This window comes from Carboxylicivirga longa (genome assembly GCF_050589825.1).
GTDB classification, from domain to species: Bacteria; Bacteroidota; Bacteroidia; order Bacteroidales; family Marinilabiliaceae; genus Carboxylicivirga; species Carboxylicivirga longa.
In genome coordinates this window covers 1-20,195 of sequence record NZ_JBNGOZ010000017.1, presented here as the reverse complement: position 1 = coordinate 20,195, position 20,195 = coordinate 1, and the positions used below count along the sequence as shown (strand labels likewise).

General features: G+C 43.8%; 14 protein-coding genes and 1 tRNA gene. 5 read left to right on the top strand and 10 right to left on the bottom strand.

Features of this window, described 5'->3' with window-relative positions; genetic code table 11:
- Window positions 1-420: 420 nt before the first annotated feature.
- Window positions 421-494, bottom strand: a tRNA-Ala gene (locus ACRD7A_RS14210).
- 709 nt (window positions 495-1,203) lie between these two features.
- Here ACRD7A_RS14210 and ACRD7A_RS14205 point away from each other — a divergent pair.
- From ACRD7A_RS14205 to ACRD7A_RS14195, 3 genes are all read left to right on the top strand, one after another.
- Entirely contained in the window at window positions 1,204-1,887 is a 684-nt protein-coding gene (locus tag ACRD7A_RS14205; protein WP_430811887.1) for an energy transducer TonB, read from the top strand.
- A 107-nt stretch (window positions 1,888-1,994) separates the two neighbouring features.
- Window positions 1,995-3,218: a GTPase HflX gene (hflX, locus tag ACRD7A_RS14200; RefSeq protein ID WP_430811888.1), complete on the top strand. Its 1,224-nt coding sequence runs from the start codon at window positions 1,995-1,997 to the stop codon at window positions 3,216-3,218.
- Window positions 3,219-3,335: 117 nt separating this feature from the next.
- Window positions 3,336-4,448: an adenylate/guanylate cyclase domain-containing protein gene (locus tag ACRD7A_RS14195; RefSeq protein WP_430811889.1), complete on the top strand. Its 1,113-nt coding sequence runs from the start codon at window positions 3,336-3,338 to the stop codon at window positions 4,446-4,448.
- A gap of 73 nt (window positions 4,449-4,521) precedes the next feature.
- Here ACRD7A_RS14195 and ACRD7A_RS14190 read toward each other — a convergent pair whose 3' ends face one another.
- Window positions 4,522-5,532: an aspartate-semialdehyde dehydrogenase gene (locus ACRD7A_RS14190; RefSeq protein WP_430811890.1), complete on the bottom strand. Its 1,011-nt coding sequence runs from the start codon at window positions 5,530-5,532 to the stop codon at window positions 4,522-4,524.
- A gap of 177 nt (window positions 5,533-5,709) precedes the next feature.
- Here ACRD7A_RS14190 and ACRD7A_RS14185 point away from each other — a divergent pair, with 177 nt between their 5' ends.
- Both ACRD7A_RS14185 and ACRD7A_RS14180 read left to right on the top strand, forming a co-directional pair.
- Window positions 5,710-8,544, top strand: a complete 2,835-nt coding sequence (locus tag ACRD7A_RS14185; protein ID WP_430811891.1) for a lamin tail domain-containing protein — start codon at window positions 5,710-5,712, stop codon at window positions 8,542-8,544.
- A gap of 188 nt (window positions 8,545-8,732) precedes the next feature.
- Window positions 8,733-9,314 carry an RDD family protein gene (locus ACRD7A_RS14180; protein ID WP_430811892.1) on the top strand — a complete coding sequence of 194 codons (582 nt, stop codon included), beginning with the start codon at window positions 8,733-8,735 and terminating at the stop codon, window positions 9,312-9,314.
- A 13-nt stretch (window positions 9,315-9,327) separates the two neighbouring features.
- On the opposite strand, the gene ACRD7A_RS14175 is transcribed toward ACRD7A_RS14180, so the two are convergent.
- From ACRD7A_RS14175 to ACRD7A_RS14140, 8 genes are all read right to left on the bottom strand, one after another.
- Window positions 9,328-10,596: a flavin reductase gene (locus tag ACRD7A_RS14175; RefSeq protein ID WP_430811893.1), complete on the bottom strand. Its 1,269-nt coding sequence runs from the start codon at window positions 10,594-10,596 to the stop codon at window positions 9,328-9,330.
- A gap of 5 nt (window positions 10,597-10,601) precedes the next feature.
- Complete coding sequence (locus ACRD7A_RS14170) at window positions 10,602-11,756, bottom strand: 4Fe-4S binding protein (protein ID WP_430811894.1); 1,155 nt, start codon at window positions 11,754-11,756, stop codon at window positions 10,602-10,604.
- A 613-nt stretch (window positions 11,757-12,369) separates the two neighbouring features.
- Complete coding sequence (locus ACRD7A_RS14165; protein WP_430811895.1) at window positions 12,370-14,628, bottom strand: GH92 family glycosyl hydrolase; 2,259 nt, start codon at window positions 14,626-14,628, stop codon at window positions 12,370-12,372.
- Window positions 14,629-14,664: 36 nt separating this feature from the next.
- The gene (locus ACRD7A_RS14160; RefSeq protein WP_430811896.1) at window positions 14,665-15,639 is read right to left on the bottom strand and encodes an ROK family protein; all 975 of its coding nucleotides are present in this window, start codon (window positions 15,637-15,639) and stop codon (window positions 14,665-14,667) included.
- A 300-nt stretch (window positions 15,640-15,939) separates the two neighbouring features.
- Complete coding sequence (locus tag ACRD7A_RS14155) at window positions 15,940-16,512, bottom strand: hypothetical protein (RefSeq protein WP_430811897.1); 573 nt, start codon at window positions 16,510-16,512, stop codon at window positions 15,940-15,942.
- A 42-nt stretch (window positions 16,513-16,554) separates the two neighbouring features.
- On the bottom strand, window positions 16,555-17,166 hold the full coding sequence (locus ACRD7A_RS14150) for a WG repeat-containing protein (protein WP_430811898.1): 612 nt from the start codon (window positions 17,164-17,166) through the stop codon (window positions 16,555-16,557).
- A gap of 126 nt (window positions 17,167-17,292) precedes the next feature.
- Entirely contained in the window at window positions 17,293-18,294 is a 1,002-nt protein-coding gene (locus ACRD7A_RS14145) for a fibrobacter succinogenes major paralogous domain-containing protein (RefSeq protein ID WP_430811899.1), read from the bottom strand.
- Between the two features lie 180 nt (window positions 18,295-18,474).
- A complete protein-coding gene (locus ACRD7A_RS14140) occupies window positions 18,475-20,079 on the bottom strand; it encodes an amidohydrolase (protein ID WP_430811900.1) in 1,605 nt (534 codons plus the stop codon).
- Window positions 20,080-20,195 lie beyond the last annotated feature (116 nt).

The window sequence follows — 20,195 nt, the reverse complement described above, 5'->3', positions numbered from 1 at the left end:
TTCAATAGAAACTTAGTTAATGATTATTGCTTTTACTCACAAAAGTAAGGATTTGAATATGTATAATGATTGGTCCTAATGTATTACTTTATATGCTCAGTTATGCGAGGTAATTGCTTCCCGGCGAAAGGACAAAATGAAAATAATGTGTATTAAATTGAAGTAATAGAGAAACGGATGCTTGGTGATTTGTGCCTTGAGAAAAGACAGGTTTTAGCTATCCAGTCTCACAAAACTCAGATAAAATAAGACTGATTCCGAACTATCGCACATTCTCTATAAAAGATATGCTTTGAATAATAATTGACGACATGCCACTGAAGTGCTTGTTCTATAATCAGAGTATGGCATTCTTGTATGCAAAAAGTATGCAAATAAAAAGAGTTACAAAAATAAATTTTGTAACTCTTTCATTTTCAGTGGAGAATAGCGGAATCGAACCGCTGACCTTTTGACTGCCAGTCAAACGCTCTAGCCAACTGAGCTAATCCCCCATCTTGTATTTTCCTCAAGACCGTTTGTCTTTCTGAGGTGCTTGTTTTTTCAACAGCGATGCAAATATAGATGTTTTTTACTAAAGCGCAATAGTCACTTAAAAAAAATGCGGCGCCCACTGAATTCCCAATTTTATTACACCTTATAAATGAGCCATATCACGATTCTAAAAAAAGACAAAAAAATTCACAATCATACTCCGACCCTCCTCTTTGCAGCAGTATACTTCGACTATCCTCGTCCCTACAAGCGAAAGCCCCTTCCATAATAATCTCGTGTCGAAGAATCGAAATTCAGGTGTTTTTGGGCAGAAATAGAGGCAAGCTGCCAATAGTCCCAATGCTTAAACTTAGATACACTGTATTTTTTGGTCATGTACAGCTTAGGTAACTACCATCTATCATTGCCGGCTCAGATGATGAGATGCACCTAATCCATAATACTAAAGACCCCACTTCTCATTATTTCAATAAGAATACAAAGCGATAATCAGACATTGATTATGAATGAAAGTTATTGAATCAACCCACTATTTTTAATAACCCTCTTGACAGCTGATAGAAAAACTATGGAAATTTGCCTTGTATTTGATTTTAAAATTCTATTTTTATGCACTGAAAATTTGGGTGAGGGTTTATAAAAGTCCTCTTTAAATTGAGAATAACTGGTAATAATAGCTATCTTTAGGCACCAAAACTTTGATCTATTATGGAAGTAAAAAAGTCGCCGAAGGCAGATCTTGAGAACAAGAAAAGCGTCTTCATGCAGATCGGTTTGGTGGTTACTCTGGCAATTGTTTTAATTGCTTTTGAGTGGACAACAACCGATGTGGATGCGTCTCAGTTTGAGATGGTAGAAGAGCTTGAAGCCGAGGAAGAAATCATGCCGATTACACGGCAGGAAGAAGTAAAACCGCCACCACCACCGCCGCCACCAAAGGTAGCCGACGTGCTTAACATTGTAGAGGATGACGTGGAGCTGGACGAAGAATTAGACATCGAAGACACCGAAATGGATGAGGATACAGAGATTGACTTCTCTGACTTGGCCATGGAAGAGGAAGAGTCTGAAGATGCACCGGTCTTCTTTATTGTAGAAGACATGCCTGAGTTCCCCGGTGGAGAAGAGGCATTGCGTAAGTACATTGCACAATCAGTTAAGTATCCTGTAATTGCTCAGGAAAACGGAATTCAGGGTCGTGTTTATGTATCTTTCGTTGTGAACACCAAAGGTAAAGTAACAGATGTTAAGATTGCCCGTGGTGTTGACCCCAACCTGGACAAAGAAGCGATTCGCGTGGTGAACGCCATGCCTGCGTGGAAACCGGGTAAGCAAAGAGGTAAAGCAGTAAAAGTTTCTTATACTGTACCGATTAACTTTGTATTGCAGTAGTCACTACTACAATAACAATATAAAAAACCCCGCTGATGCGGGGTTTTTTGTTGCTCTAAAATTGCCGTATATTTGCTCCCTAAATCATCGTATAAAAGAGATCATCAATGATAGAAAGCCCATCGTCAAAAAAGGAACTGGAAAAAGTTGTATTAGTAGCCGTTAAAACACCTGAGGTGTCTATGCGGCAAGTTGAAGAGTATTTGGATGAATTGGCATTTTTGGCCGAGACAGCAGGTGCTATACCCTTCGAACGCTTTACTCAGAACCTGACCATGCCCGACCCCAAAACCTTTGTGGGACGTGGCAAACTGCAAGAGATCATTGATTTCATGAAGGTGCATGAGGTGAAAACCATCATCTTCGACGATGAACTATCGCCCTCCCAACTACGTAACCTGGAGCGCGAACTAAAAGTATTGGTGCTAGATCGTACCAATCTTATCCTCGACATCTTTGCCCGCCGCGCTCAGACAGCACACGCTAAAACGCAGGTTGAGCTGGCGCAGTACCAGTATCTACTACCCCGCCTGACTCGCATGTGGACCCACCTGGAACGTCAGCGCGGTGGTATTGGCATGCGCGGACCTGGTGAGAAAGAGATTGAGACAGACCGCCGTATCATACGCGATAAGATTGCCAAGTTAAAGACTGATCTGCAAAAAATAGACCGTCAGATGGCCACACAACGGCAAAATCGTGGGAAGATGGTACGCGTAGCTTTGGTGGGCTATACTAATGTGGGCAAAAGCACCCTGATGAATGTACTGAGCAAATCGGAGGTTTTTGCCGAAAACAAGTTGTTTGCCACACTGGATACCACCGTTCGCAAAGTAGTAGTTGATAACATTCCCTTTCTGTTGGCCGATACAGTAGGCTTTATCCGCAAGCTACCTCATCACCTGGTAGAGTCGTTTAAATCGACCCTGGACGAGGTGCGTGAGGCCGATATACTGCTACATGTGGTAGATGTATCACATCCCGGATTTGAGCAGCAAATTGAAGTGGTGAACCGCACCCTTGCCGAGATTGACAAAACAGAAAAACCCAATATCCTGGTGTTTAACAAAGTGGATGCCTACGAATACACACCCAAAGACGAGGATGATCTGACACCCAAGAAACAAGAAAACTACTCGCTAGCTGACCTGAAGGAAACCTGGATGGGGCAACCGGCCAACTGCATTTTCATATCGGCTAAAAACAAGGTGAACTTTGTTGAATTCAAACAGATGATTTACGACGAGGTAAAAAAGATTCATGCACAACGCTTTCCCTTTAACGATTACCTGTATAATTCATACAATCAGGAAGGTCAGCCCGAAGAGTAATTCGGGCTGTTCAGCTGGGTGCATTTTGTTAATAACTAAAGAGCAGCAAACGAAACATAAAGGGTGCTTGGGATGTAAAAAGCTTAATGATGCATCACACACGTCGTTAAAGCCCCTATGTTTTTATTTGATAAGCTAAAAATACAGACCCGCAACTTAATTGCCTCCCTCACCTATCATCTGGCATTCTGGCTGGCAGCACTTGCCTTTTATATCTTTATCACAGGCGATCACTCACTTTTTATTAATTACTTCGGCCTGCTTATTAAGGACGATATCTATGGCAATACGGTACTACTGTCGGGCTTGCTGGCCTTGCTTTTTACCATCCCCGATCTGGTATCTTCCGACACGGTGATGCGCTACTCTCCCATTCGCTTCCTGGTATTCTTTCGCTTTGTGCTTTATCTATTGCTGGCCTTGCTCATTATCTTTTTCTCAGCCAATAAAACCATAACACTAAAAGCCCTTAGCAAAATAGACGTACTCTATGCTCAAATGCCAGCACTCACCCTTCAGCACTTTCGCTTTATCGCCTGGTTCTACTTGGCCTGCATCCTCAACAATACATTTCGTGGCATCTTTCGGAAAATAGGCGTGGGTAACTTCACTCATTGGCTAACGGGCACACTTAACAAACCCCGAGTTGAGAAACGCATTTTCATGTTTATTGATATGAAATCCTCGGTTACCATAGCTGAGAAGCTGGGGCATAAAAAATTCAGTTACCTGGTACAGGATGTTTTTCGCGACATGGCCATTGTTGAAAACTATCATGGTGCCATCTATCAGTACCTAGGCGACGGTGCCATCATCTCCTGGGATCTGAAACGGGGCATCCGCAACAATAATTGCCTTAAGGCTTTCTTTGCTTTCCAGAAGGTAATTCATCGCCGACGCTTGTTGTACGATATGCAATACGGACTTGTGCCCGAGTTTAAGGCCGGTTTGCATGTGGGTGAAATCATGGTGCTGCAAGTGGGACAGTTTAAGCGCGACATCTCCTACAATGGCGATACGCTGAATACCACAGCGCGCATTGAATCCATGTGTAATCAATACAAACAAAACCTGCTGATATCAGGCGTTTTGTATGAATCGTTGCGCCGTCCCGAAGAATTTAAGATCGATGAGCTGGACACCATTAAGCTAAAAGGAAAATCAAAAGGCATCCAGATTTATAAGGTGGCCCTGAAAGAGAAGAAGAAAAAGCGCCGGAAGCGCAAGTAGTCAGGCACCTATCAAAATACACATCGGATGACCGGATATCTATAAGTAGCCCGGCCATCCAATGAGTTCAGTTTTATCTTACGAGTCCCTCTTTAATCATATACTCGGCAATCTGCACAGCATTAAGGGCGGCTCCTTTCTTTATCTGATCGGAAACACACCAGAAGCTAAGGCCTTTCGGATTAGATAAATCCTGACGCACACGTCCTACAAACACCTCATCTTTACCGGCTAGAAAAAGAGGCATCGGGTAATCTTTATTGGCAGGATCATCCATCAACACAACCCCCTCGGCCTTGGCAAAGGCATCTTTGGCCTGCTGCGGAGTAATGGCTTCCTCAGTTTCTACCCATACCGCCTCGGAGTGCGCCCGCAGGATAGGCACTCGCACACACAAAGCACTAACCGCAATATCGCTGTGCATAATCTTGCGTGTTTCGTTATACATCTTCATCTCCTCCTTGGTGTAGTCATTATCAGTGAATACATCCACCTGAGGAATAAGGTTCATGGCCAATTGGTACTGGAAAGCTTCCACATCAATCTTCTCGCCTTTAACAATGGCTTCGGTTTGCTTTTCCAGCTCCTGCATACCACTGGCTCCCGCACCGCTGGCCGCCTGATAAGTGGATACATGCACCCTTTTGATGGGCGACAGGGCGTGCAAAGGCTGTAAGGCCACTACCATCTGTATGGTGGTGCAGTTGGGGTTGGCGATAATACGGCGGGGCGTATTCTTACAGTCCGCAGCATTTACCTCGGGCACCACAAGGGGCACATCTTCATCCATGCGGAAAGCACTGGAATTATCGATCATCAGCGTACCATGCTTAGTAATGGTATCGGCAAACTCTTTTGAGGTACCACCACCCGCCGATGTTAAGGCAATATCAATATCCTTAAAGTCATCATTATGCTGAAGCTCCTTTACCACTAATTCTTTTCCCTTAAAGGAAATTTTCTTTCCGGCACTGCGTTTCGAGCCGAATAAAACCAACTCATCCATCGGAAAGTTACGTTCTTCCAAAACCTTCAGAAACTCTTGTCCTACAGCGCCACTAGCACCAACGATTGCTACCTTCATTTCGATACATTTAAATTAAGAGCACCCGCCCGGCAAAAACATTAAGGGGCACGCACTCAAGGGTGATATAACTTTACTTAGTAAGCAATTTGTGTTAAATTGTTTTGTGTTGGTGGATTGATCACTTGCTTACGTTTCAATACAAAAATAGAAATATTTACATTAACCCTTAATCCAATGCAACGAATTTTTACTCTTTTAATACTTCTGCCCTATTCACTTATGGCACAGCTCAACGAGTCATTTAACGATGGTGATTTCACGGCCAACCCCACCTGGCAAGGCAACACAGCGCATTTTGTCATTAACAGCGACCTGCAGCTGCAATTAATGAACAAGGAGGCAGGTACCTCGTTCCTGTCAACGCATAGCACTATTTCCGAAGAGGCCACTTGGGAGTTTCGCATCCGTATGAACTTTAACCCTTCGTCGGGCAATTATGCACGCGTGTACCTGATTAGTGACATAGCAGATCTGCCTAATGCCACCCGCGCCATTTATGTTGAGCTGGGCAGTAGCGATGATAATATCTGCCTCTATGCCCTTGAAAACGGAAGAAATACAAAAATTATTGAAGGACTTCCGGGTCGCCTCAACCAATCCAATGTCGAAGCCCTTGTACGCATCAGTCGAGAGGGTAATAACTGGCAACTACAATCATACATAGCAGACGAATGGCATGAGGAAGGCAGCGCTTCGTACCCCTTTCTGCATTCATCTAATTACTTTGGCATCTTCTGCCAATACACCACCACACGTGCCGACAAATTCTATTTCGACGACCTGATGGTGAGCGGTCAGCCCTACAAGGATCAACACGCACCTTCCATCACTCATTTTGAAGTACTCAATGGCAGCAATATGCTTATAAAGTTCGATGAAGCCCTCGACGCTAATCATGTTGAATCCGACAATTTCCGCATTAGCTCCAACGGACGTCATCCTTCAGCTATAAGCTATAATAGCAACGAGCATAATATACAGTTGTATTTCTCGCCCCTGCTTGCCGACACACAAAAGGACAGCCTCATCATAATTAATATCAGCGATGAAGCGGGCAACACCATGCCAAGAGCTGCCCTTCCCTACAGCTATGAACGCGTACGCTACCGCAGCCATCACCTCATCAACAGCAACACCCTGCAACTAGGCTTCACCAAGCATGTTCCCATGGAGAACCTACGCAAAGCCACCCTCCTGATTAATAACACAGCTCCGCTTATAGATACGATCCGGGAGCTTGATGAGTATCACTACCACCTCATTTTAGCCACACCATTACAGGAAAATAGCTACCACCAACTAACCGTTGAGCGCTGCGTTGATGCTGTTGGTGATACACTGCCACCACTGGATACCCAAATCCTTTATCACGCACCTCAGCGTTTCGATGTGGTGCTTAACGAATGGATGGCCGATCCGACGCCTCCCATGGATCTGCCCGAAGAGGAGTATATTGAGATCGTCAACAACACTGACTACCCCATCCCTCTGGCAGATTGGCAGATGATGATCAATGACAGGACCTGCACACTGCCCGACAGCATCCTTCAAGCTCAAAGCTATCTATGCCTGGTAGACGAAAGCCGTCAGGATGAGTGGCTCATTCCTCAAACCGTATTCGTATCGGACATGCCGTCATTGATTAACGCAGGCTTCACCATGGCACTTCTGAGTCCTCAAAATCGTGTGATTGACGCTTTTCGTTACGAGCCCAACACCATCGGAAGCGAGGGTTTTAAAAAAGAAGGCGGATGGTCGGTTGAACGCACTGACGCCACCAACCATAGCGGCCATCCATCCAACTACGGATGGTGCATGGATTTAAGGGGCGGTACGCCCTCACTGCTTAATTCAACAGCAGTCGCCAATCCCGATACCACAATCCCGCAAATCAGCAACATTCAACTCCTTGAAAACCAGCGCCTGCAAATTGACTTTAGCGAGTGTATGCTTTTTGAAAACGTAAATTATACCATTACCCCTGACCCGGGCGTAAGCCATCTCACCTACGATACGCTCTTGTTGCGCTCCCTCAAAATGCATTTTAACAAGCCTTTGACACCTAATACTGTTTACTTCCTAAGCGCGCTTAACATCAGCGATGTGTCGGGTAAGCAGCTATTATTAAACGACCCTCTGGCTTTTGGCAGGCCCGACACGCTGGCACCCGGCGATTTATTCATTAACGAAGTACTGTTTAACCCCTATCCTGATGGCGCCGATTTTGTGGAACTCTACAATGCATCTGATAAAATTATTGATATGGCCACAGTATATCTGGCCACGATAGAAGCCGAAAACATAACGAGGCTTCATGCGATAGCAGGCCAACAACATCTCCTCATGCCAAAACACTACGTCGCCATCAGTACCGACATTGAGACCCTATGTACTTTTTACCACTGCGAACAAGCACAAGTGACAGAAGCTGCTTCCATGCCATCCTACCCTGATGACGAGGGGCGCGTTGTTCTTTGCAACAAGGCCGGCCTTATCATGGATGACTTTCACTACACCGACAAGATGCATTTTGAGTTGATCAAAGATACCGAGGGTGTTTCGCTGGAGCGCCTTAGCTGGGAATCTCCCACCCATGAAACCAACAACTGGCATTCGGCAGCTTCCACAGCGGGCTTCGCCACACCCGGCTACGCCAACTCCCAACAAGCGGGCGAGGAACCTTCGGGAAAACAGACCTTCAGCATTACGCCCGAGGTTTTTACGCCCGATGGCGATGGCAACGATGATTTTCTGATGCTTTACTACAATACAGATGAAACAGATGCCACAGCCACAGTGCGTATTTACAATGCGCGGGGACATGAAGTACGCTACCTGGTGAATAACCAAACCCTATCGGCTACAGGCTATTTCCGCTGGGACGGTTTAAATAATAAGGGTACTCAGCTGTCGCCGGGCATCTATATAGTATATTGCAGCCTTGTATATCCTTCCGGTGAAACAGTGCGTGAGAAGCTCAGCTGCGTCATTGCGGTTGATGCCCGATAAAAAAACAGACATCGCAATTAGCATTAAGCTCTGAAAGTTCCATATTAACTAACTATTTACGGAACGGTTCCTTACAAGAGCCTTGTGATTGAGAACCGTTCCATAAAACATCTTGAACGTTCTACCAGCTCATACAAGTCGTGTTAATTATTTGTATTTTGCGCCTGCAAAAAATAAATAATATTGGCATGAAGAGAGAAGATCGGCTTAAGTACTGTAAGGTTTGCAAACTCCGTCGTGTTTCGGATGAAAAAGGCATTATTTGTAGTCTTACCAATGCACCGGCTGCCTTTGACGTGGCTTGTACTTTATACCGTGAAGACCCTGAATTGGTAAAACAACATCGTCCATCGGGACAAAGCCTGAAGGAGGCTCCCAAAATGAAGCGTCTGCTGAACCGCCTGATCGATGTGATTGGCTGTGCATTCACCCTGCTTATTCTGCTTAATATTTACGAAGTAATAACCACATTTGGCGGATGGCCGGCCAGCCTATACCCCGATGAGGACCTGTTGCTTCATTATGCCTGGGCCTACCTGGCTACCTATCTTTACTATTTTATTTTTGAAGCAACAAGCGGACGCACACTGGGCAAACTCATTACCAATACCCGTGTAGTAAATGCGAGCGGACAGAAACCCGGTGCAGGCAGCATCGCTTTGCGAACCCTCTTGCGCTTTGTGCCTTTCGATGCCTTCTCTTTCTTACTGATTAACATCAGAGGCTGGCACGACGCATGGAGCAAGACCCGGGTGGTTGACAATCAGTAATTTGCACATTAAGTTACCACTTTTCCCAGTGAATAGTTGTCTCATCCCATTTATCTTTGGGCTGATCCTCGCCGGTTGGGTATCCTACGGCAATCACATTAAGGGGAATGGCTGACTCGGGAATATTTAACAGACCTGTCACCGTTTCTATGCGCGCCTGACGCGGGTAAACGCCTGTCCATACGGCACCTAGTCCCATGCTCTCGGCTGCCAACAGTATATTCTGGGTGGCAGCTGAGCAATCCTGAATCCAATATTGCTGCACTTCTCCATCCAGGGTTTTGTTCAGATCGCCGCACACCACAATGGCCGCCGTGGCCTGATAGAGCATTTTACCATAAGGCAAAGCAGCCGCCAGGCTATCGAGCAGTGCCCGCTCCTGCACCACCACAAAAGCCCAGGGACGCTTATCCATGGCTGTGGGTGCGGCCATGCCTGCCCTTAGCAACTCATTCAGCTGTCCCTTACTCACAACTCTGGAAGTATAATGTCGTACACTCTTTCGATTATAAATACTTGAAAGTGTAGAATTAGCATACCGGGTAGCAGGCATATCAGGCTCCATATCATCTTTAAAAACCTTATAAATATCCGAGGGTTTAGCCAGGCGCTGTCCATAGCCATAATAATATTCATGGCTGAAAATAACAGGTTGCATTTGCTCAATATCAATATGCCCATTTTGTTTGATCAAATGCTCATCCACCTTAGTATCAATAATCCTTCCAATAAACTGCGTGTGCGAGCCCAAATCAATGGCCTCGGTAACTTCACATTCAATTACAAGCGGAAACTCACCAATATAAGGTGCGTCAACATGGCTTCCTTTAACAGCTGTGAGCCCTAATTTTTTAAATTTGTCTTCATCGTAGCCCGACACAGTCCCTACATAATCCATCTCTGCAACATAGCTGGCCGATGGCACATTAATGGTAAAAGCTTTAGTGGCCATAATATTCTCATAGCTCTTGCGCGAAGCTCGGATGGAAACGCCAACACTCAAAGGGTCGGAGTTGACAATACCTGCCCAGGCAGCCGTCATAATATTGGGCGTACCATCATTGCCATAGGAGCCAATTACCAGCGCAGGTTTGGGCATAATATAACTTTTGGGTCCCAGCGAGCGCTTTTCAGAAGCCACGGTATCGCCTAACGAAACATAGCTGCTGCCATTAGCAGATTGTACTTTGGGGGCAGGTATTTTCTGATTACTGACCTGATAAACCAGTACCACGATGATAGCGGCCAAAAAAACATTCAATAGCGTTGATTTATTTCGCATAGCATTTATGTTTTACGCTTTTTGTGCAAAGCAGGTATCGTATTTAACAAACATCCGGTTGGGCATAGCTGACACCAGGGCCGGTGAAAAAACAAAGACAGAATAACAATCAGAGCAGCTGCTGCCAATAACCATACGGAAGCCACCTGATAGGAAAATGCCATAAACGGCTCCAGGTGGGCCAAAGGCAAACTGTAGCCTATAATTAATCCGGCAGCAATCAGGCTCAAGTATATGAGTCGGATATTGAATACCGAAACTTTCAGATTTAAGGCTCGCTTTTTAAAGGGTGACAGACGAGCGGTGAGTATCTGCACAGCACCCATGGGACACAAGTAGGTGCAATAATAATTTTTGTACCCTCGAAGGGCTAATACAAGCGTGAGCAACAAGATGATGATAAGCTCCCAGTTACTTTGCCACGAGAGGCTACTGCTTAGCCATACGTGAAGCAACTCCAGTGACAACATCTTATTGAGCCACAGCCCCATCACCAGAACAACCCCGCCCAGATAGTAGATGTATAATTTCCGGAAGCGCTTACGAAACATCATCAGTAAAGAAAAAGCAATCAGCAACAGCATGGCAAAAAGCTGAAGCACACGCATCACAGAGATGTTCATACCGCTCGATGCAGTATTTAGATGCTCATTAACCGTGCTACGAAAGGTACGGATAATGGCCTGACTACTTTTGGTGGCACCACTAACCGCATCTACCTCAAAGCTGCTTAACAAGGTATCAAGAGGTAGCTGATTCCAGCTATCCAGCAATCCTTTTTTTTGCAGATGCTTGATGAAATCACCCGTTTCATTGTGTTTTAATAGATGTACTGCGGTCACGATTTTGTCCGTGTTTAAGGCGATGAGAATAGGTACCGCACCGCCATACCCCTGATCACTTACTTCAAAATCGGACGAAACAAGTGCATAACCCAATAAACGATCATCCTTATCATAAACAGAAAGGCTATTGTCTGATTCTTTATCGAAACCAGATGCCTTAGGAAATACCGTTTGAACATCCGTCATTGTATAGAGAGGTGCTTCATTGGGTTTTAACCACTCGAAGGTAGCGCCACCTCGTATGGCTACTGCCAGTAAGAGCAGCGCAATAATAAGTAGGTTGTAAATACTTTTCAGCCTTTTATCACCATCCATCCTGTTAATTTTTAAATGACGAAAATAACAGAAGCGGAGTGTCCTTGCAAATAGGAACTGTTAATAGTACCATTTCTGTAATATTCTGCCTTTGTTTGGCAGAAAGATGTAATGCGCTGCATTATAAGCATCATAGAATTTATGCGAATCAATAGTTGAAACCTGCTTAATATAAACCTTCAACCCATATAAGGGTTGTTTTCTCACCCTATTCATAACCCCCCGCTTCGCACAGGGCTATTATTGTTAATGTCCTACGGACATTTTTTTTGCCCGAAGGGATTTAATTTCAATAGCCATGGGGGCAACCCATGGTAAATAAATATGTTACAAACAGAACCCCGGTGTGGGTTCGACTATTGATTCGCATAACTTATAAAAGACTTGTCCCCCAAAGAAAAGGGGAACCGGTTTATCAGCTTGTTTAAGGTATAACACTCGGGGGGATTGAATAACTGTCCACAGATTCACACAGACTTCAAGAGAAAAATATAAGCGCTTAGGTTTATCAATTTCGCCGGCTAACTTGAACGAAAAAAGGAAGTCCGAAAACTCAAATATCATCGTGATACTTAAACTTCGGACTTCCTCCTGTTATTTATTAATCGTACTTCTAGCGCGTCATGGAGGGTGGCAAATCAGAGGTTCCCCAGGCATCATTGGGTTGATTCCCCATCACCAGTTTAAGCTGACCTCCCTGAAGCAGATCGGCATGGGAAAACCACGAACGCTGCATGGCCTTACCATTGAGTGTAGCCGACTGAATGTAGATATTCTCAGGCGAATTGTTCTCAGCTGTAATGGTAAAAGTCTTCCCGTTTGCAAGGCTGACGCTAACCTCATCAAACAGTGGAGATCCCAGTATGTAGTTGCCATCGGCCGGATTCACCGGATAGAATCCCATGGAGCTGAGCACATACCAGGCCGACATCTGTCCGCAGTCTTCATTACCACAGAGGCCGTCTACTTCCGTAGTATACATGGTGCGCAGTATTTCATTCACACGTTCTGCAGTTTTCCAGGGCATGCCCACATAGTTATAAGCATAGGCCACGTGGTGGCTGGGCTCGTTACCGTGGGCATACTGACCTATCAAACCGCTGATATCAGGCGACGCATTTTCACCCTTTACCGCTGCCTCGATGGTGAACAGTGAATCCAGCTTGGTAACGAAGGCATCTTTACCGCCGTGTAGCTTCACAAGGCCATTCATATCATGGGGCACAAACCATGAGTATTGCCAGGCATTGCCTTCCACATACTCATCCTCACGGTGTGATGAGAACAAAGGATCAAATTCCTTTTTCCATTGGCCATTGGCCAGCTTACCGCGCATAAAGCCAGTGGTGGCATCAAAATGATTCTGATAGAAGGCCGCCCTTTCCATAAAGGTATTATACACCTCATCGTTACCCAGAGACTTGGCCATCTGTGCAATGCACCAATCGTCGTAGGCATATTCAAGCGCCTTGGACACGGATTCATTCTCCAGATCGGCCGGCAGGTATCCATGCTTTCTGTAATGCGGAAGACCGGCTAAATCAGAATTGGCGCTGGTCACCATGGCCTCCAGCAAGGCATCGCCATCCATATCGCTGATGAGACCCTTTTGCCAGGCATCGGCAATTACCGGAATGGCATGATAGCCAATCATGCAGTTGGTTTCGTTGCCCACCAGCTCCCACACGGGCAACAGTCCGCTTTCGCGATAGATGGCCATAAACGATTCAACAAAATCGCGCACCTTATCCTGTTGCACAATAGTAAACAAAGGATGACTGGCACGGAAAGTATCCCACAGTGAAAATACCGTGTAACGATCGAAGCCCTCGGCTTTATTCACCTTACCATTCAATCCTTTGTATTCACCATTATGATCGCTGTGCGTAAAAGGAGCAATCATACTATGATACAAGGCCGTGTAAAAGATGGTTTTCACATCTTCTTCGGGCGATGTTACTTTAATCTTCTGCAGCTCGTCCTCCCAAACATTAGCTGCCAGCTGACGCTGTGCATCAAAGTCCCAACCGGGTATCTCCTTCTCAATACTCATGCGCGCTCCATCAATACTGGCCGATGACAACCCAACTTTAAGCAACAAAGGCTTAGCATTGGAAGTATCAAAGGATAATGAGGCCCTTACATCAGTACCTTTAAGGCTGCTTTGATCCAGCAGAGCACCCCCCTTAATCACCTGAAAAGCACTGACCGGCTCGCTGGTCTCGATGACGAAATACAGATTTTGCTCACTCGCCCATCCCGAAGACATGCGGTAACCCACAAAACGCGTTGGCGACTCCTGCTCAATATAGGTATCCGTTGCCCTATCCCAGTTGATGGCATGCCCCAGATCCACAATCACAGAACGTGCATCGCCGGAACCAAAGGTGTAACGGTGCATCCCTACGCGCTTGCTGGCCGTGAGCTCAACTTTAATCCCGCTATTAAGCAGATCAACAGCATAATAACCGGGCTGGGCCCACTCTTTATCGTGGCTATAAGTACCCTTATAATTTTGGAGAAAATTCTTTCCCCCACCGATAGTATCCGATGCTACACTTTTATTACTGGGCAGTATCAGCAGATCAGCCAGATCGCCTATACCGGTGCCACTCAGGCACTGATGGGCAAAACCCACGAGCTCGCTGGACGAGGTATGATAACCACTCACCCAGTCCCAGCCACTCACCCCGTTAACAGGGCTTAGCTGCACCATGCCAAAGGGCGTAGTGGCACCAGGGAATACATGGCCATGGCCACCGGTGCCAATAAAGGGATCGACGTAATCAACAAGTTGCTCCTCGTTATTATCAGCCTGACAAGCACCCAAGACACCGGCAAGTAGTACTATTGCTAAAATTTTATACTTCATTTTACTTAATTTTAAGTAGATTGATACGATTACTCGTTACTGCTCTAGCTGCTCCAACTCTTTCCATACTACGGCACTGGCACCCAGCACAGCAATCTTAGCACCATCCAGCTCCGAGGGCAGTAGTTTTACCTTGTTGCTGTACAGGAAGCACATATTCTCCTCCATATACTTTTTGGTAGGCTTCATAATATAATCGCCAGCCTGCGCCAGGCCACCAAACAGAAATACGGCTTCGGGACTTGAGAAAGCCACAAAATCGGCGATGGCACGCCCCAGCATCTCACCGGTACGCTCAAAAGCCTCCTTGGCCAGTTCATCGCCCTTTACGGCTGCATCATAAATCATCTTTGAAGTAAACTGCCCTGATGGCACCTTACGCAAGTCACTTGGTATCTTTGTAGTAGCCATCAATTCCGATACAGTACGGCAGATACCTGTGGCCGATGCATAGGTCTCCAGACAGCCTTTGCGGCCACAGCCACACTCGCGTCCGTTACGCTCTGTGATCACATGGCCCAGCTCACCGGCAAAACCATCGTGCCCGAGCACCAATTCGTTATTGATAACAATACCACTTCCCACACCAGTACCCAAGGTAAGCATAAAGAAGTTACTCATTCCGCGGGCTCCACCGTACATCATTTCACCCAGCGCTGCTGAGTTGGCATCGTTGGTTAAAGCAATGGCCGGATAATCATAATAGCCGCGTAGCAATTCCACGAAAGGAACCACATCGCCCCATCCCAGATTGGAGGCACCCACAATTTCACCCGTGTAATAGTTACTGCTGGGAGCACCTACACCGATACCCATCACCTCAACGTCTTCGCCTAAATTAAAAACAGTCTCGTTGATCTTGGCTGACAACACATCCAGATAATTCTTTACATCGGTATTGGTTAAGGTGGGTGTAGAAGCTTCGGCCAATAAATTGCCTTTACGATCTACCACTCCAATTACTGTATTTGTACCGCCGATATCAATTCCTACTGCTACTTCTTTCTTCATTTTAAATGTCTTTAGTTGTTTAATTAACAGATATTGTTTTTTGGTTTTCACTTAATTACACAGGACTCACCTGCTTTTTAGTAGCCCTAAAGATAAGACTAATCGAAAAAACTCATACCTCAATTAAATGATTCGCACATGACCATGGCTGGCCAGCCCGAAAATCATCGACTCAAATGTAGATAAATAATACGCAGCCACCCCTTTGCATCCTCATCAATGCAGGGGTTTTAACAGGAGAAATGCATAATTTGAACAAGAGACCACCGTTGTCTGATTGAAAGTACAGTTTTGTATCTCTTACCAGGGAAAATATTTTTGTTCGACGGTTTCGATGTCTTCTCCGGTTTTAATAATTGAAAACCAATGCACAGAGCTTTCTGTCTTAAAAATCACCTTATAGAAACCATCTTCAACTTCTTCAGATAGATTAATATTCAATACCCTCGTTGCGTTAATGTCTTTAAGTTTTACTACGCTATTTCTATCTATATCAACGGTATCGAGGGTCTCTGTAGTAAAGTAATCTGTGAAGTCAATATTTCTATAATTGGAAGATACTTTTCCTTTGACAACCCAAAGCGATTCTATTTTTTCCACAGGTGTTTGAATCGTCAATATATCGGAAACCGGGTTGGGATAAAAAGCGTAGCTATAATTACTACCACCTATAACACCTTCATTGTCAACAGTACTCTCCCTGTTGGAGTCGTTGGGATTACCATAGATCTGCATTACATGTCCGTAAGCATCCACAACATGCATGCCCGTAACCAAAAATAAATCGTTCAGCTTCGTCACTTCACCATCTTGCTCTTTATCGCAGGATAAAAGAGTGATCAGAAACAGGGTAAGTAATAAAATTCCTCTCATACTATTTAGTTTTTGGCTTTTGCAGGGTACAATGCACCCTTATCATATTTTGTTACCGCTTTTGTCGATCTGGAACCACTCGTCGCTAAGCACTTGTTTGTGCTCTTCGGAATCCAAAAATTGAGTTGCTCTATAAGTAACTTCAGCTTTTCCATTTTTAAACCTCCTGGCAAAATCATATTCACAGGGTATAACAACTTGTCCATATTTGTTGGCAAAGCCCATCTTGCCATTTCTTAATACTCGTACTAAACCTTCATGAAAGTAGTCGGGTCCATTATCGAAAAAAACAATATCGTAGAGTATATTCTCATTTCTGTCAATTGCCACAAATCTTCCATGTAGGCTATCATTTTTGTATACCATCACATTTGCATAATGCTTTAATGTATCACTTCCCAAATATGTATATTTACCATAGGGAATTATGGTATCCTTATCCGCATTGACAAACGCAATGCGTGCACCATATTGAAGATAGTCTTCGTCCGTAATTGCGATTAACATATCCGCTGCGCTTGTATCGACCGATGTTTTGTCAAAATACTGACAGTTGCTATGTTCACTATCACTATGCTGCTTGCATGATATGATTGCCAAAAAACTTACGATAATAAATTTCAGACACTTCATCTTGTTTCTTTCGGTAGTCATAACGATTATAAAGTTTTAGCTGCTTATTATCAAATTCAGACCAACACTTTGGCGCTTGTCTTATCTGTAGAGGCTTTGCAAGCAACACATCGCCCATATACATTATGCAATGGGTTAGCAGCTGCTTTAATTCTTTATGCATCTAATGCTGAAGCCTCTGGCATTAGGCTGCATATAATCAATTATAATATTATCGTGTAAGTATATACAACTGGAACCATCCAAAGTACCTGTACTGGTCCAATAATACGCACAAGAATTACCTTTATCCATAAATTTCCCACCAACAGCTTTACCCGAAGGTATGCTGGTCAAACCAGTACTATTGGTTGAAACCATTCTCATCTGTGCATTAAAGTACCAGTGTGCTGAAGTTGTTTCACGTAATTTATATCCATAATTATCATTGGCATAGGAATTCAAATAATCTATTAATTTCTGCCAATCATCTTTGCTTGGAACACGCCAGCCAGCTGGTGCTATATTTCTGGTATCTGCGGCTGCATGCCAATTATAGAGAGCCCCATGAATATCTTTATTAATGATATCATTATCGTAATAAATATAGGCGCCTGTATTTATTTGAAAATGCCCCCATTTGTTTATATCAGTAAGATGATCAATTGGATCACCATTCTGATATCTTGTTGTTTTTAAATTTTCCGCCATCCAAATTTGATCTCCAATTTGAATTGTTTTATACTCATTCCCATCTATATCCTCCACACTCCCATACTTTAGGCCAGGATTAAACATTATGTAATCTACTGTTGTAAACTCCAACTGGTCACCATATACAGTATCGTTTTCATTCGTGTAGTATGCCCTAACAAAGTACTGTCTATTTGCATTTAAGTTAGTAAGCATGCTTTCATAACTCCCAACTCCTTTACCATCCATAGTATAGCTGTCGCCCAAGGTTGGATTAGAAATAAGCCCCCAACAGACACCACGAGATAATACGGGTAAAATACCATCAGCATCTATTGTTCCGCCACCTATGGCTTCACTTGCTCCAATATTATTTACCTTAACTGTTGATATTGTCGGATTCGCAAGCCTTTCTTCTTCACAACTAATTATGAGTAAAGCTGCAAATAAAATTAAAATGTACTTTTCTGGTTTCATATCTCTGATTTTGGTATGATTTGAAATATCTGTATTTGACTTAGGTTGCTAACTGTAAATAGAATGAGTAGTGGCTGATTGCGTTGTGATTTCCTGTCAAACCGCCACGCGAATAAACGGATAAGAAACCTTAATATTTACCACACGCCTGCCATTACTTGTACAAAATATTGACAACAGTTATTTAGCTTTATAAACAGTTTTTCCTTCTTTTATCGATTCCAATACTTCTATATTGTGAATATCCATCGGATCTATTTTAAGCGGATTTTGATCCAGAATAACAAAATCTGCAAGTTTACCTTCGGTAAGCGTACCTTTTGTTTCTTCTTCAAAATATTGATAAGCAGCCCAATCTGTTAAAGCTTTTAGTCCTTCGAAAGGCGTAATCCTTTGGTCTGCACCCAATATTTTACCACTTCGTGTAACCCTGTTTACCGTAGCATCTAAAACACGCATTGAGTTAGGAAAAGTAACTGGAGCATCATGATGCGAAGTAATTGTTAGTCCGGCATCGATAACATCTCTGCAGGGAGATATATAATCAGCTCTTGATTCACCTAATACTGATTCGCGATGCCAATCACCCCAATAAAATGTGTGCATTGGAAAAAGAGATGGCAAAATTTTAAGATCAACCAATTCAGGAATCTGATCTTTACGCAAGGTTTGCCCATGAACCATAACTGTTCTACGGTCAGCGTAAGCATTCTCCTTCTCAGCTTCTTTTACTGCGGATATATATTGATCGATAGCTGCATCACCATTGGTATGTGCCAATATCTGCCAATGATTTTTAAATGCTGTTTTAACAAATTCAGTAGCTTTATCGTCATTCATAATAGGATAACCTTCGTAGCAGCCCGTACGACCTTCAGGATTAACATGGTAGCATTTAGTCAGCCAAGCAGTTTTACCCTGCGGCGATCCATCCAATGTAAGTTTCACACCTCCTACTCTAAATCTGTTCTTATAATTGTGCGAAGGGATATATGTTCCCTCTGTTATAAAGTCGGTTCCCAAGGTCATATCTGGATAAGCAACTACATCGATATAGTATAGACCACCATCAGCCGCTTGTCTTAAGGCAGCTAATTGTTCAATAGTTGTTCTGCCATCTTGTGCCGTTAAATAGCCTTTTTTAGCATATTCTTCCTGTCCTTTATTTATGGCTTTAACTGCTAGTTCTGCATCCATTTTCCCTAGTAAGGGGAAAAGTATATTATACATTCCCGCTTCCTCTAATACGCCATTTGGATTTCCTTTTTCATCTCTTCGAATAACGCCTCCATTGGGGTCAGGTGTTTTAGAAGTATAACCCGCAAGCTCTAAACCTTTAGTGTTAACAACCCCTAGATGACCTGATTGATGAAGAATAATAACAGGAATGTCAGAACTTATCTTATCCAAATCGCTGGCTTTGGGATGATTTTTTTCAGCAAGTTGCGAATCATCGTATCCATTACCGATAATCCATCCAAGCTTTTCAAGCATAAATTTTTCATCTTCGCTACCCATATACGTATTCATTGTCTCTATAATAGAAGCGACATCTGCACCCGGTCCATCAGGATGCGGTAAAAGATTGGCACACATTGCTGTAAAACCAACATTAAAAAAGTGTCCGTGCCCATCCAAAAATGCAGGAAGCATCGTTTTCCCCTGAAGATCAACCGGTATTGCTCCACCATATTTTTTAAGGCCTTCCTTTTTAGTTCCAACAAATACTATTTTCCCATTTTCCTGCACTACAGCTTCAACATACTGTGGTTGGTCACTCTCCATTGTTACAATATCACCATTAAAATATATGGTATAATCAGAAGGCTATAGTTTAATAATGCGTTGTAAAACCGATTAGTTGTTGATAACATAGGTCTATTTTCAAAAACCTTTCCTTA

What these genes read in the sequence shown, in the direction of transcription:
- ACRD7A_RS14205 (WP_430811887.1), top strand. Translation starts at nt 1,204, where the DNA reads ATGGAAGTAAAAAAGTCGCCGAAGGCAGATCTTGAGAACAAGAAAAGC.
- hflX (WP_430811888.1), top strand. Translation starts at nt 1,995, where the DNA reads ATGATAGAAAGCCCATCGTCAAAAAAGGAACTGGAAAAAGTTGTATTA.
- ACRD7A_RS14195 (WP_430811889.1), top strand. Translation starts at nt 3,336, where the DNA reads ATGTTTTTATTTGATAAGCTAAAAATACAGACCCGCAACTTAATTGCC.
- ACRD7A_RS14190 (WP_430811890.1), bottom strand. Translation starts at nt 5,532, where the DNA reads ATGAAGGTAGCAATCGTTGGTGCTAGTGGCGCTGTAGGACAAGAGTTT.
- ACRD7A_RS14185 (WP_430811891.1), top strand. Translation starts at nt 5,710, where the DNA reads ATGCAACGAATTTTTACTCTTTTAATACTTCTGCCCTATTCACTTATG.
- ACRD7A_RS14180 (WP_430811892.1), top strand. Translation starts at nt 8,733, where the DNA reads ATGAAGAGAGAAGATCGGCTTAAGTACTGTAAGGTTTGCAAACTCCGT.
- ACRD7A_RS14175 (WP_430811893.1), bottom strand. Translation starts at nt 10,596, where the DNA reads ATGCGAAATAAATCAACGCTATTGAATGTTTTTTTGGCCGCTATCATC.
- ACRD7A_RS14170 (WP_430811894.1), bottom strand. Translation starts at nt 11,756, where the DNA reads ATGGATGGTGATAAAAGGCTGAAAAGTATTTACAACCTACTTATTATT.
- ACRD7A_RS14165 (WP_430811895.1), bottom strand. Translation starts at nt 14,628, where the DNA reads ATGAAGTATAAAATTTTAGCAATAGTACTACTTGCCGGTGTCTTGGGT.
- ACRD7A_RS14160 (WP_430811896.1), bottom strand. Translation starts at nt 15,639, where the DNA reads ATGAAGAAAGAAGTAGCAGTAGGAATTGATATCGGCGGTACAAATACA.
- ACRD7A_RS14155 (WP_430811897.1), bottom strand. Translation starts at nt 16,512, where the DNA reads ATGAGAGGAATTTTATTACTTACCCTGTTTCTGATCACTCTTTTATCC.
- ACRD7A_RS14150 (WP_430811898.1), bottom strand. Translation starts at nt 17,166, where the DNA reads ATGACTACCGAAAGAAACAAGATGAAGTGTCTGAAATTTATTATCGTA.
- ACRD7A_RS14145 (WP_430811899.1), bottom strand. Translation starts at nt 18,294, where the DNA reads ATGAAACCAGAAAAGTACATTTTAATTTTATTTGCAGCTTTACTCATA.
- ACRD7A_RS14140 (WP_430811900.1), bottom strand. Translation starts at nt 20,079, where the DNA reads ATGGAGAGTGACCAACCACAGTATGTTGAAGCTGTAGTGCAGGAAAAT.